Here is a 14499-nt window from a genome sequence, read left to right as displayed (position 1 = left end):
TGCTTTGCCAGAGCATGGTCCGCCGCGCTGCGTTGGTCAAGTCGGCAGCGGGAGAAAAGGTTTACACTTCAGGCGTTTTCCATTAGCGTGGCGTCTCGCAAAAAAGGACGTCATTTTTCATGTATACCGGACTGCTTATCATTCTGGTGCCGCTGATGGTGGGCTATTTGCTGCCGTGGCATCAGCCTGCACTGTTGCAGCGCGTTAACCGCCTGCTGAGTTTGCTGATTTACGCCATTCTGTTTTTTATGGGTACCAGCCTCGCCTTTCTCGACAATCTCGGCACCAATTTGCTGATCGTGTTTAAAACCGCGCTGATTGCCGCGGGCGCCATCCTGAGCTGCTCGCTGCTGGCGCTGTGGCTGCTGGATCGCCGCTGGCCGTGGCGGCAGCAGCATCGCCAGCAGAATCTGCCGTCGCGCTGGCACATGGTGCTGGAGTCACTCAAGCTGTGTGTGGCGGTGCTGGCCGGTTTCCTGCTGGGATTAACCCAATGGGCGCCGCTGCGTAATGCCTCCACCCTCAGCGAGATCGCGCTGGTGGTGCTGCTGTTCCTGGTGGGCGTGCAGCTGCGCGGCAGCGGCATGACGCTGCGCCAGATCACCCTGAACCGGCGCGGCATGACGGTAGCGCTGGTATCCTTGTGCGGCTCGCTGGGCGGCGGCGTGCTGGCGGCGTGGCTGCTCGGCGTTTCGCTGTCAACCGGACTGGCGCTGGCCAGCGGCTTCGGCTGGTATTCACTGTCCGGCATTCTGATGACCGAAGCGTACGGCCCGGTGATCGGCAGCGCCGCCTTCTTTAACGATCTGCTGCGCGAGCTGGCTGCGGTGCTGCTGATTCCGGTGCTGGTCAACCGCTACCGCAGTATGGCACTCGGGCTGAGCGGTGCCACGTCGATGGACTTCACCCTGCCGATTCTGCAGCGTGCCGGCGGAATGGAGATTGTGCCTGCGGCCATCGTGCACGGTTTTATCATGAACCTGCTGGCGCCGATCCTCATCGCCCTGTTTTCCGCCTGACGCGCAGCGCATTTTTTCACGCCCGCTGCGCTGCGGCTTCGTCTACGCTTTCTCTCTGACACGTTTTTTGCCATCCGACTGGATGGCCAACATCAGAAAGGAGCGAACGATGAAGCAAACTGTGGCGGCCCTGCTGGCCAAAACGCTGGAGAGCGCCGGCGTAAAACGCATCTGGGGCGTAACCGGTGACTCCCTCAACGGACTGAACGACAGCCTCAACCGCATGGGCACCATTGAATGGATGCCAACGCGCCATGAAGAAGTGGCCGCTTTTGCCGCCGGGGCGGAAGCACAAATCAGCGGTGAGCTGGCGGTGTGCGCCGGCTCCTGCGGCCCTGGCAACCTGCATCTGATCAACGGCCTGTTTGACTGCCATCGCAACCATGTTCCGGTGCTGGCGATTGCCGCGCACATTCCTTCCAGCGAAATCGGCAGCGGCTATTTTCAGGAAACCCATCCGCAGGAGTTATTCCGCGAGTGCAGCCATTACTGCGAGCTGGTCTCCAATCCGGAACAGCTGCCGCAGGTGCTCGGCATCGCGATGCGTAAAGCCATCCTCAATCGCGGCGTGTCGGTGATTGTGCTGCCGGGTGACGTGGCGCTGCAGGCGGCGCCGGAGAATGCGCGCAGCGAATGGTATCCGCCGCAGCTGCCGCAGGTGGTGCCGTCGGTCAGTGAACTGACGCGCCTCGCAGAGACGCTCAATGAAGCGAAAAATATCACCCTGATGTGCGGCAGCGGTTGCGCCGGTGCCCATGCGGAAGTGGTAAAGCTGGCCGAAACGCTGAAAGCACCGGTGGTGCACGCCATGCGCGGCAAAGAGCACCTCGAGTACGACAACCCGTATGATGTCGGCATGACCGGGCTGATCGGCTTCTCATCCGGCTATCACGCCATGATGAACGCCGACACGCTGGTGCTGCTCGGCACCCAGTTCCCTTATCGCCCGTTCTACCCGGCGGACGCGCGCATTATTCAGATTGATATCAATCCGGCCAGCCTCGGCGCGCACAGTCACGTCGACATGGCGCTGGTGGGCGACATCAAAGCCACGCTACAGGCGCTGCAGCCGCAGCTCACCAGCCACAGCGACCGTCATCACCTCGATCGCGCACTGGAGCACTACGCGGATGCGCGCAAAGGGCTGGACGATCTGGCGACCGCCAACGATAAGCAGGCGATTCACCCGCAGTATCTGGCCCAGCAGATCAGCCACTATGCGGCCGATGACGCTATCTTTACCTGTGATGTCGGCACGCCAACGGTGTGGGCAGCGCGCTATCTGAAAATGAACGGCAAGCGCCGTCTGCTCGGCTCGTTTAACCACGGTTCGATGGCCAACGCCATGCCGCAGGCGCTTGGCGCACAGGCCATTGATAAACAGCGTCAGGTGGTTGCGCTGTGCGGCGATGGCGGCTTCAGCATGCTGATGGGGGATTTCATCTCGCTGGCGCAGCTTAAGCTGCCGGTGAAGCTGGTGATCTTCAATAACAGCGTGCTGGGCTTTGTGGCAATGGAGATGAAAGCCGGTGGCTATCTCACCGACGGCACCGATCTGGAGAACCCGGACTTCGCCGCCATCGCCACCGCCTGCGGCATCAAAGGGATCCGCGTGGAAAAAGCCTCGGAGCTGGATGGCGCGCTGCAACAGGCGTTCGCCCATGACGGTCCGGTGCTGGTAGACGTGATCACCGCCAAGGAAGAGTTGTCGATGCCACCGCAAATCAAAGCCGAGCAGGCTAAAGGTTTCAGCCTGTACATGCTGCGCGCGATCCTGAATGGTCGCGGTGATGAAATCGTCGAGCTGGCGAAAACCAACTGGCTGCGGTAAAACGAAGAGACTTGCCGGATTAATCATCATGCGGGCGCTTAGCCCGCTTTTTTATGTCAGGAGAGCAACGTGATCGATTTACGCAGTGATACCGTGACCCGCCCGAGTGCCGCGATGCTGGATGCGATGATGGCGGCCGAAACCGGCGATGATGTCTATCGCGATGATCCCACCGTCAATGCGCTGGAGGCTGAAGCGGCGCGCCTGAGCGGTAAAGCGGCTGCGCTGTTCTTCCCTACCGGCACCCAGGCCAACCTGGTGGCGCTGCTGTGCCACTGCCAGCGCGGCGATGAGTACATCGTCGGCCAGCAGGCGCATAACTACAAATATGAGGCTGGCGGTGCCGCGGTGCTCGGCAGCATCCAGCCGCAGCCGATCCTCGCGGCTGCCGACGGCACGCTGCCGCTGCACGACGTGGCGGCCGCCATCAAGCCGGACGACATGCATTTTGCCCGCACCCGCCTGCTGAGCCTGGAAAATACCCATCACGGCAAAGTGCTGCCGCTGAGCTACCTTGAACAGGCGTGGCAATTTACCCGCGAGCGCCAGCTGGCGCTGCACATTGACGGCGCGCGCATCTTTAATGCCGTGGTGGCGCAGGGTGTGCAGCTGATCGATATCGCCCGCTACTGCGATAGCCTGACCATCTGCCTGTCGAAAGGACTGGGTACACCGGTCGGCTCCCTGCTGTGTGGTGATGAAGCTTATATCGAGCAGGCGCGGCGCTGGCGCAAAATGACCGGCGGCGGCATGCGCCAGGCCGGCATTCTGGCGGCTGCCGGTCTCTACGCGCTGCAGCACAACGTGGCGCGTCTGCAGGAGGATCATGACAACGCCGCGTGGCTCGGCGCACAGCTCAGCGCTATTGGTGTGGAAGTGGTGAGCCAGCACACTAACATGCTGTTCGTGAAAGTGCCGGCGGAGCAGGTCGCACCGCTACAGCGCTGGATGCAGGCGGGCGACGTGCTGCTCAGCGTAGGTCCGCAGACCCGCATCGTCACCCATCTGGATGTCAGCCGCCAGCAATTACAGCAGCTGGTGGCGCGCTGGCAGGCCTTTCTCCAGCCGTAACGCCGCTACGCGCGGCTACTGTGCCGCGCCGTATTTCGCCAGCAGCGCACGGGCGATGGCCAGCGTCTCGGCATCGGCTTCGCCACGGTAATCACGCGGGCGGAAATGCATCTGAAACGCCGCAATCAGTTTGCGCTGCATCTGTGGCGTTGGCGCAGCGGCAACGTCATAACCATAGCGCTGCAGCGCAGTCAGTAGCGCTGCATACTCCACCGGCGCATCCGGCGGCTGGTTAGCCAGATAGCGCTGCACCGTGGCGGCATCCGGCCACGCTCCCAGCCCCTGCCGGGCCAGCTGTTGCCACGGAAACAGCGGACCGGGATCCTGCTTGCGCTGCGGCGCGATATCACTGTGCCCGACAATATTTTCCGGACTGATGCCGTAACGCTGGCTGATATCGCGCACCAGCGCGGTCAGGGCCGTGATTTGCGCAGCGGTGAACGGCTGCCACTGCCGGCCGGTCAGCGTGCGGCGATAGCCGTCATTGACGATTTCGATGCCAATCGAGGTGTCATTAATGCGCGTTGCGCCGCGCCAGAAGCTCGGTCCGGCATGCCACGCCAGCTGGTTTTCAGGCACCAGCTGCCAGATCACCCCGGCGCCGTTTTTCTGCGGCGGCTGCTGCGGAATCAGATAGTGCGCGCTGACGTTGCGGTCCGTCAGGGTCGCCAGCGACGAGGGGAAGTCCTCCGCCGTGTAGTGGATTACCACCACTTTGATGCGCGGTCTGGCCCCCTGGGCCGGGTGCGCGCTATCGACCCAATAGCCGTTGCGCGCTTCCAGCGTCGACTGGCAGGCGCTGAGCAGCAGCGCCATCGCCAGCAGTAACACCGCGCGCATTAGCGCACGATCACCGCAGTACCGGTAACGCTCACCATCAGCATGCTGCTGTCTTTGCCCACGGTTTCGTAGTCAATATCAATGCCAACCACTGCATTGGCGCCCATGGCTTTCGCCTGTTCTTCCAGCTCTTCGAAGGCGATCTGCCGCGCTTTGCGCAGCTCTTTCTCATAAGCACCGGAGCGGCCGCCGACGATATCGCGGATGCCGGCAAAGAAGTCGCGGAAAATGTTGGCACCGAGAATCGCTTCGCCGGTCACAACGCCGCAATATTCAGTGATGCTGTGCCCTTCCAGGGTTGGCGTGGTCGAAAATTTCATCGTTCTCTCCTGTGGTGATTCATGAGGCGATAGCTCGTACGGCGTAAAAGCACGGCTATACTCTATGCTAAAAATGGCGCTTTGCCAGTGAACAATAAGGAAATCGAGATGAGAAACAAAGCCTTTGCGCTGCTTGTTCCCGCTGCATTGCTGCTGAGTGCCTGTACCACCGTTGAGCCGGTGATCAAGGACAACGGGCCGCGTACCGCCCCCTGCGTTGACGGCGGTCCGGACAGCGTGGCGCAGCAGTTCTACGATTTACGTGTCAGCCAGCCAACCCAGGGATTGCCGGACAGCACCACGCTGGCAAAATATCGCCCGTACCTGAGCGACAACCTGTATCAGAAACTGCTGCATGCCAGCAGCCAGAGCAACCCACCGGCAGCGTGGCGCCAGGGCGATCTGTTCTCCAGCCTGGCACAGGGACCCACTGCCGCTGACGTAGCCAGCGCCTCCAGCATTCCTAACCGCGACGCGCGTAACATCCCGCTGCGCGTGACGCTGAGCCGCGGCGATAAAAGCTGGCGCGATGAGGTGCTGATGATCCACGAAGGCACCTGCTGGGTGGTGGATGATGTGCGCTACGTCGGCGACTGGCCACACGCCGGTGGCGGCTCGCTCAGCCAGCTGCTGGAAGAGAAAAAATAGTCGCGCATTTTTTCCGCACTCAGCCGCAACCATTAGCGCGCCGCACCATTGCGGCGCCGCTAAGCTTCCGCGCAATAGCCGACGCTCACCCGTCAGCCCCTTTCCCCGCTGCCCTGCCCGATTTTGTGCTACGCTTTTGCTGTTTAATTGCTCTTTAATAAATTTTAACCCACCTCAATTGCATAACTATTCTGGTGACGTTAAGATTTGCGACACTAATTGCTATTCATTTTTTGCGCATGAGTATTCAACTAAACGCCATCAACTGTTTTTACGGTGCCCATCAGGCGCTGTTCGATATCAACCTGGCATGCCCGCAGGGCGAAACGCTGGTGTTGCTCGGCCCGAGTGGCGCGGGTAAAAGTTCACTCCTGCGCGTGCTCAACCTGCTGGAGCTGCCGCGTTCCGGTAGCCTGCAGATTGCCGGCAACCACTTCGATTTTAGCCAGACGCCGTCCGACAACGCGATTCGCGAACTGCGCCAGAATGTCGGCATGGTGTTCCAGCAGTACAACCTGTGGCCGCATCTCAGCGTGATGCAGAACCTGATTGAAGCACCCTGTCGTGTGCTCGGGCTCAGCAAAGATGCGGCACGCGCGCGCGCCGATAAACTGCTTGAACGCCTGCGCCTGACGCCGTACGCCGATCGTTTTCCCCTGCACCTTTCCGGTGGCCAGCAACAGCGCGTGGCAATTGCGCGCGCGCTGATGATGGAGCCGCAGGTGTTGCTGTTTGATGAACCGACCGCCGCGCTCGACCCGGAGATCACGGCGCAGATCGTCAGCATCATTCGTGAGCTGGCGCAGACGCAGATCACGCAGGTGATTGTCACCCACGAAGTCGAGGTGGCGCGCAAAACCGCCAGCCAGGTGGTCTACATGGAGAACGGTCGCATCATTGAACAGGGCGATGCCAGCCACTTTACACAGCCGCAAACCGACGCGTTTGCTCATTATCTTTCGCACTAAGTCAGGATGCTTCTAATGAAAAAAGTTGTACTTGCTGCACTGCTTGCCAGCCTGAGCCTGAGCGCTTCTGCCGCGCAGACCCTGCGTTTCGCGACCGAGGCGTCTTATCCGCCGTTTGAATTTGTCGACTCCGACAACAAAATCCAGGGCTTTGATGTCGATCTGGCCAATGCGCTGTGCAAAGAGATCGATGCGACCTGCACCTTTACCAACCAGGCCTTCGACAGCCTGATCCCCAGCCTGAAATTCCGCCGTTTTGACGCGGTGATGGCTGGCATGGATATCACGCCAGAGCGTGAAAAGCAGGTGCTGTTCACCAAACCTTACTACGACAACTCTGCGACCTTCATCGCGCAGAAAGGCAAGCTGGCGGACGTTGCGGCGCTGAAAGGCAAGCGTGTGGGCGTGCAGAACGGCACCACGCACCAGAAATACCTCTCTGACAAGCACAGCGACATCACCATCGTGCCTTACGACAGCTACCAGAATGCGGTGCTCGATCTGAAGAATGGCCGTATTGATGCAGTGTTCGGGGATACCGCCGTGGTTAACGAGTGGCTGAAGCAGAACGCCAACCTCGCCGCGCTGGGTGAGAAAGTGACCGACAAAGCCTACTTCGGCACCGGCCTCGGCATCGCCGTGCGTCAGGGCAACAGCGAACTGCAGCAGAAGTTCAACGGCGCGCTGGATAAGATCAAAGCCGACGGCACCTACAAAACCATCTACAACAAATGGTTTCAGCAGTAATTTCTGATGAATGAAATGATTCCACTCGCAAGCGCCGCCGGCATGACCGTCGGCCTTGCCGTTTGTGCCCTGATCGCCGGCCTCGCGCTGGCGATGATTTTTGCTGGCTGGGAATCTCTGCGCTGGAAACCGCTGGCGTGGATCGGTACCGGGCTGGTGACGCTGATTCGCGGCCTGCCGGAAATTCTGGTGGTGCTGTTTATCTATTTCGGTGCCTCGCAGCTGCTGCTGACGCTGTCGGACGGCTTCCAGCTCAATCTGGGCCTGTTCACCCTGCCGGTGCAGATGCAGATTGAGAACTTTGATGTCAGCCCGTTCCTGTGTGGCGTGATTGCGCTGGCGATGCTCTATTCGGCTTACGCCTCTCAGACGCTGCGCGGTGCGCTGAAAGCGGTGCCGTCCGGCCAGTGGGAATCAGGCCAGGCGCTGGGCATGAAAAAGTCAGCGATTTTCTTCCGCCTGATTATGCCGCAGATGTGGCGCCATGCGCTGCCCGGACTCGGCAATCAGTGGCTGGTGCTGCTCAAGGATACGGCGCTGGTGTCGCTGATTAGCGTCAACGATCTCATGCTGCAGACCAAAAGCATTGCGACGCGCACCCAGGAGCCGTTTACCTGGTATCTGGTGGCTGCCGCGATCTATTTAGTGATTACGCTATTCAGTCAGGCGGTGCTGCGCCGTATTGAATCACGTACCACGCGTTTCGAGCGGGGGGCCTGACGCATGCTGGCGTATTTACCTGAGCTACTGAAAGGCCTGCATACCAGCCTGACGCTGACGGCCGCCTCGCTGGTCGCCGCGCTGCTGCTGGCGCTGCTGTGCACCATTGTGCTGGCGCTGAAGCTGCCGCTGCTCAACTGGCTGGTCAAAGGCTATATCACCCTGTTTACCGGCACGCCGCTGCTGGTGCAGATTTTCCTCATCTATTACGGTCCCGGCCAGTTCCCCAGCATTCAGAACGTGCCGTGGCTCTGGCATTTACTGTCGCAGCCGTGGCTGTGTGCCATGCTGGCGCTGTCGCTTAATAGCGCAGCCTACACCACACAGCTGTTCTACGGCGCGGTGCGCGCCATTCCGGCCGGGCAGTGGCACTCCTGCGCCGCGCTGGGCATGCGCCGCCGCGATACGCTGCGTATTCTGCTGCCGTACGCGTTTAAGCGCGCCCTCTCCTCTTACTCCAACGAAGTGGTGCTGGTGTTCAAGAGTACTTCGCTGGCCTATACCATTACGCTGATGGAAGTGATGGGCCACGGCCAGCTGCTGTATGGCCGCACCTATGACGTCACCGTGTATGCTGCCGCCGGTCTGATTTATCTGGTGGTTAACGGCCTACTGACGCTGCTGATGCGCCTGGTCGAGAAGCGCGCGCTGGCGTTTGAGCGCCGCAACTGATCGTGTGACGCGGCGCGAAGGAAAGCGCCGCGCCCTTCCTCACTGTATTTGATCGCAGCTAAATAAATTTTTAATCATATTTATTGCATACAAATGCATTAACTGGCATCGTGTAAATCGTTTCGCCTCTGGCATGGTTTACAGGAGCCTTATAATGAAAAAATGGATTGTTGCGGCAGTGATGGCAACGCTGGCAATGAATGCTTATGCGGCAGAGAAAATTCGTTTTGCTGCCTCAGCCACCTATCCCCCGTTCGAATCACTCGATCAGAATAACCAGATTGTCGGTTTTGATATCGACCTCGCTAAAGCGCTGTGTCAGCAGATGCAGGCCGAGTGCACTTTCACCAACAATGCCTTTGATAGCCTGATTCCTTCGCTGAAATTCCGTCGCTATGACGCGGTCATTTCCGGTATGGATATCACCGCCGAGCGCAGTAAGCAGGTCGATTTCACCCAGCCCTACTACGCCAATTCGGCGATTGTCATCGCCCATAAAGGTGAATATAGCGACTTTAGCCAGCTGAAAGGCAAACGCATCGGCGTGGAAAACGGCACCACCCATCAAAAATACCTGCTGGAGAAGCATCCGGAAGTAATTGCGGTGGCCTACGACAGCTACCAGAACGCGATCCTCGACCTGAAAAATGGCCGGCTCAACGGCGTATTTGGTGACAGCGCAGTCGTCAATCAGTGGCTGAAGGCCAATGCGGATTTGAGCGCGGTCGGCGAGCATATTACCGACAGCGACTACTTCGGCACCGGGCTCGGCATTGCGGTGCGCAAGGGCAACAGCGCGCTGCTGCAACAGCTGAATAGCGCGCTGGCGGCGTTGAAAGCCAACGGTCGCTGGCAGCAGATCAATCAGAAGTGGTTCCCGGAATAAGCATTATGGAGTTGCGTGGCGCCGGGCCTGCCAGGTTCTGCACGTCCTCAGCGCAGCCGGGCGCTACGCGATTCCACCCTTACGACGCAGTAACGTCAGCACCTCGAAATGTGCGGTGTGCGGGAACATATCGAACAGCTGCACGCGGCTGATATCATAGTCGGCCAGGCGGGCAATATCCTGCGCCATGCTGGCGGGATTGCAGCTGGAATACAGGATGTAGTCCGGCGCCATGCGGCTCAGCCAGGCGCACAGTTCTGCACCAATACCGCGACGTGGCGGATTGACCAGCACCAGCTGCGGCACGCTCGTATGCCCGGTGGCAAACTGCGTGGAATCCAGCGCGGCAAAACTCACCTGCTCTAACCCCAGCTGCTGCGCCGACTGCTGCGCGCAGGCGATGGCTTCCGCACTGATTTCAATGCCGGTCAGCTGCATCTGCGGCGTGGCGCAGTGCAGGCCAAAGCCGCCAACGCCACAGAACAGATCCCACATGCTGTGCACCGGCAGCTCCGCCACCCAGTCGCGTGCCGTTGCGTACAGCTCAGCCGCCACCTGCGGGTTAGTCTGGAAGAAACTTTGCGGACGGATATACAGCGGCACGTGGTTGAAGCGTTCCGGCAGCGCCTGCTCAGGCGTCAGCGCCATCTCCTCCTCGCCCTCCAGTATCGCCATGTGCACCGGCTGAATATTGGCGGAGATCACCTGCAGCTGCGGCAGCTGCTGTTGCAGCCACGGCAGCGCGGCGCGCAGCTGCGCCAGTTTGCTGTGCGAGCGCAGGACAAAACGCAGCATCATGCCGCCCTGGGTACTCTCCGTCAGCAGCAAAAACTTCAGCTCGCCGCGTTTGCGCGCCACGTTGTACGGCGTCAGACCGGCACGGGCGATAAAGGGTTTCAGCACGTCGAATACCGCCGCGAAGCTGGCGGGATAGAGCGGACAGGCGCAGAGATCCACCGGCTCGCCGTCACGCGCCACCATGCCGAACAGCGGTTTTTCCACGCTGCCGCTCACCACCATCTTGGCTTTATTGCGAAACCCCTGCTGCGCCGAGGTGATCGGCGGCCGCCAGTCGGCGACCGGCATGCCGTCCAGCAGCTGCGTCAGTTGTGTCTGCTTGTCGCTCAGCTGTTGCGGATAGGGTTTTTCCAGCCACTGACATGAGCGACAGCGACCGGCCTGATAAAGCGCGCAATGCATGGAAAGGCCTGTATTGAGAATCGGGAGCAAAAACGGGGGCCGATTGTATCACCGGCCGCGGAAAAATGCGCGACTGCTGGCCGGCACAAACAGCAGCAGCAGCACCAGCACATCCGGCAGTTTCTGCAGCAGCGTGTGGTGGATAATCTGCGCGTTATTCTCGCCGGGAATGCTGAAAATCTCCGGATAGATCCAGCCCACCGACGCCATCAGCATGTACAGCAGCACCACGATTTGTGTGACCACGTAGCCCCAGCGCCCGGCATTACTGCCGCGCATCAGGGTAAAGGCACAGCGCAGTTCAAACAGGAAAATCAGCTGGCTGGCGATAAAAATTAGCGTGGAGTCCCACGCCTGCGCGCTGCGGTGCACGAAATTGGCGATTTCGTCATAGCCCAGCTCATTGGCCAGCATCAGCACGCTGATACAGCGCGTGGCGATAATGGCGCTGCCGGCAATGGTCACCGGCACGGGCGTGGAGGTTAACACCAGGTTTTTCAACGTTTCCGACATTGCGCGCGCTCCATAAGAAAAGGCTGACAGAGTCAGCCTTGCTTATATTGGCAAATGTTGCGTCACTCAGCCACGTTTTGCTTTCTGAATATCGCGCAATCGCTGTTTTTCTTCGTGCGCCATAAAGCGCCAGGCAATAAAGCCGACCAGCCCGACCACAAACAGAATCAGCGAGGCCAGCGCGTTGATCTCCGGATTGACGCCGCGGCGCACCGTGGCAAAGATCGCCATCGGCAGCGTGGTAGCGCCCGGCCCGGTGACGAAGCTGGCGATCACCAGGTCGTCCAGCGACAGAGTAAACGCCAGCAGCCAGCCGGTAATGATCGCCGGGGCAATCATCGGCACGGTAATCACGAAGAACACCTTCAGCGGCGTAGCGCCGAGGTCCATCGCCGCTTCTTCAATTGAGCGATCCAGCTCGCGCAGCCGCGAGTTGATCACCACCGCCACGTAGGCGGTACAGAACGTGACGTGCGCCAGCCAGATGGTCAGCATGCCGCGATCGCCCGGCCAGCCAAAGGTATTGCCCATCGCCACGAACAGCAGCAGCAGCGACAGACCGGTGATCACGTCGGGCATCACCAGCGGCGCGGTGAGCATGAAAGCAAAGCCGCTGTGGCCGCGAAAACGCCCGAAGCGCACGATAATCACCGCCGCCATGGTGCCGAGCACCACTGCCATGGTGGCCGACAGCGCCGCGATGGTCAGGCTCAGGCCAACCGCATCCAGCATCGCATCATCCAGGAACAGCACGCGATACCAGTGAAACGAGAAGCTCTCCCATACCGTCACCAGCTGCGAGCTGTTGAAGGAGTAAACCACCAGCAGCAGCATCGGCGCGTACAGGAACAGGAAGCACAGCGCCAGAATCGCGGTGCGCCACGGAGAGCGGATTACCGGTAGCTGATTCATCCCTTCTCCCCCATTTCACGGTTTTGATGTTTGTGGAACCAGACGATAGGCAGAATCAGGATCAGCAGGATGATCACCGCCAGCGCCGAAGCTACCGGCCAGTCGCGGTTGTTGAAGAACTCCTGCCACAAAATGCGCCCAATCATGATGCTGTCCGGTCCGCCGAGCAGTTCCGGGATCACGTACTCGCCCACCGCCGGGATAAATACCAGCATTGAACCAGCAATAATGCCGCCTTTGGTCAGCGGCACGATGACGCTGAAGAAGGTTTTCAGCGGCCGCGCGCCGAGGTCGAGCGACGCTTCCACCAGCGAATAATCAATGCGCGTCAGCGCGGTGTAGATCGGCAGCACCATAAACGGCAGGTAGCAGTAAACGATACCGATATACACCGCCGTGTTGGTGTACAGGATGATCAGCGGATGATCGATCACGCCAAGCCACATCAGGAAGCGGTTGAGGATCCCGTTGTTGTTCAGCAGTCCCATCCACGCATAGACGCGTACCAGGAACGAGGTCCACGACGGCAGGATCACCAGCAGCAGCAGGATGGTGCGCATGGAGGGCTTGCTGTGCGCCACCGCCCACGCCAGCGGATAACCGATCAGCAGACAGATCACCGTTGAGATCGCCGCCACCTTCAGCGAGGTGAGATAAGCTTCGGCGTACAGCGGGTCGTCGGTCAGCGTCAGGTAGTTGCCCAGATTGAGCACCAGGTTGAGCTGGTCGTCCGCCCAGGTCACCAAATCGGTGTACGGCGGAATGGCGCGCGCAATATCGGCGAAACTGATTTTCAGCACGATGAGGAACGGCAGCATAAACAGCAGGATTAGCCACAGATAAGGCAGCGCGATCACCAGCTTGCGACCGTGCTGCATTTTCATGCGTGTGACCCAGCGCTGCAGCGGTGTGCCCGCTACCTCCGGCTCGCTGCGTTGAGAAATCTGGCTCATAGCGCCTCCTTAAACCGTCAGGACCACACAGCTGTCGGCATCCCAGCACAGGCGCACTTCATCGCCCCAGGTGGGCGCGCCTTTACGGTAGCGATGCGCATTCTGCAGCTGGGCGCTGATCATCTGGCCGCTGCGCAGCCGTACGTGGTAAATCGACAGATCGCCGAGATAGGCGATGTGCACCACTTCGCCGACGGCAAAGTTGCAGCCGTCGGCCGGCACCTCGTCGCACAGCATGACTTTTTCCGGCCGCAGCGCCACGTGCACCGGCACATTGTCCACAATCGACACATCGGTCTGCACCTTGAGCGGATGCATCAGTCCCGGACTGTCGATCACCACGCCTTCGTCGCGGCGTTCGCGCAGCAGGCCATCAAACACATTCACCGAGCCGATAAACTCGGCGCTGTAGCGGCTGGTCGGGTGCTCGTAAATCTCTTCCGGCTCGCCGATCTGCACAAATTTACCGCGGTTCATGATGGCGATGCGGCCCGCCATGGTCATGGCTTCTTCCTGATCGTGGGTCACCATCACGCAGGTAGCGCCTACGCGCTCCAGAATATCCACCACTTCGTGCTGCATGCGGTCACGCAGTTTTTTATCCAGCGCGCCCATCGGTTCGTCGAGCAGCAGCAGCTTGGGACGTTTCGCCAGGCTCCGCGCCAGCGCCACGCGCTGACGCTGGCCGCCAGAAAGCTGGTGCGGCTTACGTTTGGCGTACTCTTCCATATGCACCAGCGCCAGCATCTCTGCCACGCGGCTGCTGATTTCGCCTTTCGGCAGTTTGTCCTGCTTCAGGCCAAAAGCGATGTTCTGTTCCACCGTCATGTGCGGAAACAGCGCGTACGACTGGAACATCATATTAATGGGCCGCTGATACGGCGGCACGTGGGACAGATCCTGACCGTCCAGCACAATCTGGCCACTGCTGGGAATTTCAAAGCCGGCCAGCATCCGCAGCAGCGTGGACTTGCCACAGCCGGAAGCGCCGAGCAGTGCGAAAATTTCGCCTTTGTAAATGGTCAGGCTGACATCATCCACGGCGTGCTGGCCGTCAAACGATTTCGTCAGGTTGCGGATTTCCAGCAGCGGCGTTAACGCCTTAGCCGTTTTATTTTGGGGGCGGGGAATCGCGTCGTTCACTCACATGTCTCCGGCGCTAAGCGGGATAGCGCGGCACAGCCAGCCGCTAAATGACA

Annotated in this window: 16 protein-coding genes; 9 read left to right on the top strand and 7 right to left on the bottom strand. The window is 59.9% G+C overall.

Annotation, left to right across the window (positions count from 1 at the left end; translation table 11 throughout):
• Window positions 1-119: 119 nt before the first annotated feature.
• The 3 genes from C1Y42_RS02550 (at window position 120) to ltaE (ending at window position 3921) form a co-directional block, all read left to right on the top strand.
• Window positions 120-1019 carry a lysine exporter LysO family protein gene (locus tag C1Y42_RS02550; RefSeq protein WP_104092762.1) on the top strand — a complete coding sequence of 300 codons (900 nt, stop codon included), beginning with the start codon at window positions 120-122 and terminating at the stop codon, window positions 1017-1019.
• A gap of 109 nt (window positions 1020-1128) precedes the next feature.
• The gene (poxB, locus tag C1Y42_RS02545) at window positions 1129-2850 is read left to right on the top strand and encodes a ubiquinone-dependent pyruvate dehydrogenase (protein WP_021508366.1); all 1722 of its coding nucleotides are present in this window, start codon (window positions 1129-1131) and stop codon (window positions 2848-2850) included.
• 69 nt (window positions 2851-2919) lie between these two features.
• Window positions 2920-3921 carry a low-specificity L-threonine aldolase gene (gene ltaE / locus C1Y42_RS02540; RefSeq protein WP_021508367.1) on the top strand — a complete coding sequence of 334 codons (1002 nt, stop codon included), beginning with the start codon at window positions 2920-2922 and terminating at the stop codon, window positions 3919-3921.
• 15 nt (window positions 3922-3936) lie between these two features.
• Here the strand turns inward: ltaE and C1Y42_RS02535 are convergent, their stop codons facing one another.
• Window positions 3937-4761, bottom strand: a complete 825-nt coding sequence (locus C1Y42_RS02535) for an N-acetylmuramoyl-L-alanine amidase (protein WP_104092761.1) — start codon at window positions 4759-4761, stop codon at window positions 3937-3939.
• Window positions 4761-5081 carry a heavy metal-binding domain-containing protein gene (locus C1Y42_RS02530; protein WP_058775359.1) on the bottom strand — a complete coding sequence of 107 codons (321 nt, stop codon included), beginning with the start codon at window positions 5079-5081 and terminating at the stop codon, window positions 4761-4763. The genes C1Y42_RS02535 and C1Y42_RS02530 overlap by 1 nt, the downstream gene beginning before the upstream one ends.
• A gap of 108 nt (window positions 5082-5189) precedes the next feature.
• On the opposite strand from C1Y42_RS02530, the gene C1Y42_RS02525 reads away from it, so the two are divergent.
• The 6 genes from C1Y42_RS02525 (at window position 5190) to C1Y42_RS02500 (ending at window position 9722) form a co-directional block, all read left to right on the top strand.
• The gene (locus tag C1Y42_RS02525) at window positions 5190-5729 is read left to right on the top strand and encodes a lipoprotein (RefSeq protein WP_021508370.1); all 540 of its coding nucleotides are present in this window, start codon (window positions 5190-5192) and stop codon (window positions 5727-5729) included.
• Between the two features lie 239 nt (window positions 5730-5968).
• A complete protein-coding gene (gene artP / locus C1Y42_RS02520; RefSeq protein ID WP_058769534.1) occupies window positions 5969-6697 on the top strand; it encodes an arginine ABC transporter ATP-binding protein ArtP in 729 nt (242 codons plus the stop codon).
• Window positions 6698-6712: 15 nt separating this feature from the next.
• The gene (artJ, locus tag C1Y42_RS02515) at window positions 6713-7444 is read left to right on the top strand and encodes an arginine ABC transporter substrate-binding protein (protein WP_021508372.1); all 732 of its coding nucleotides are present in this window, start codon (window positions 6713-6715) and stop codon (window positions 7442-7444) included.
• A 6-nt stretch (window positions 7445-7450) separates the two neighbouring features.
• Window positions 7451-8164: an arginine ABC transporter permease ArtQ gene (gene artQ, locus C1Y42_RS02510; protein ID WP_021508373.1), complete on the top strand. Its 714-nt coding sequence runs from the start codon at window positions 7451-7453 to the stop codon at window positions 8162-8164.
• 3 nt (window positions 8165-8167) lie between these two features.
• Window positions 8168-8836, top strand: coding sequence for an arginine ABC transporter permease ArtM (gene artM, locus C1Y42_RS02505; RefSeq protein WP_104092760.1), 669 nt, complete (start codon window positions 8168-8170; stop codon window positions 8834-8836).
• Window positions 8837-8990: 154 nt separating this feature from the next.
• The gene (locus C1Y42_RS02500) at window positions 8991-9722 is read left to right on the top strand and encodes an arginine ABC transporter substrate-binding protein (RefSeq protein WP_104092759.1); all 732 of its coding nucleotides are present in this window, start codon (window positions 8991-8993) and stop codon (window positions 9720-9722) included.
• Window positions 9723-9785: 63 nt separating this feature from the next.
• Here C1Y42_RS02500 and rlmC read toward each other — a convergent pair whose 3' ends face one another.
• The 5 genes from rlmC to potG all read right to left on the bottom strand — a co-directional run bounded on the left by rlmC (window position 9786) and on the right by potG (window position 14443).
• Complete coding sequence (rlmC, locus tag C1Y42_RS02495) at window positions 9786-10922, bottom strand: 23S rRNA (uracil(747)-C(5))-methyltransferase RlmC (RefSeq protein WP_104092758.1); 1137 nt, start codon at window positions 10920-10922, stop codon at window positions 9786-9788.
• A gap of 48 nt (window positions 10923-10970) precedes the next feature.
• Window positions 10971-11435 carry a YbjO family protein gene (locus C1Y42_RS02490; protein WP_104092757.1) on the bottom strand — a complete coding sequence of 155 codons (465 nt, stop codon included), beginning with the start codon at window positions 11433-11435 and terminating at the stop codon, window positions 10971-10973.
• A 66-nt stretch (window positions 11436-11501) separates the two neighbouring features.
• Entirely contained in the window at window positions 11502-12347 is an 846-nt protein-coding gene (potI, locus tag C1Y42_RS02485; RefSeq protein WP_104092756.1) for a putrescine ABC transporter permease PotI, read from the bottom strand.
• Window positions 12344-13300 carry a putrescine ABC transporter permease PotH gene (potH, locus tag C1Y42_RS02480; protein WP_104092755.1) on the bottom strand — a complete coding sequence of 319 codons (957 nt, stop codon included), beginning with the start codon at window positions 13298-13300 and terminating at the stop codon, window positions 12344-12346. The genes potI and potH overlap by 4 nt, the downstream gene beginning before the upstream one ends.
• Window positions 13301-13309: 9 nt before the next feature.
• Entirely contained in the window at window positions 13310-14443 is a 1134-nt protein-coding gene (gene potG / locus C1Y42_RS02475) for a putrescine ABC transporter ATP-binding subunit PotG (protein ID WP_021508380.1), read from the bottom strand.
• Window positions 14444-14499: the final 56 nt, after the last annotated feature.

Origin of the sequence: Pantoea sp. ICBG 985, assembly GCF_002928365.1 — a bacterium.
In the GTDB taxonomy this organism is placed as follows: Bacteria; Pseudomonadota; Gammaproteobacteria; order Enterobacterales; family Enterobacteriaceae; genus Pantoea; species Pantoea dispersa.
Note: the sequence above shows the minus strand (reverse complement) of the source record. Positions and strands in the feature narration are given on the sequence as shown.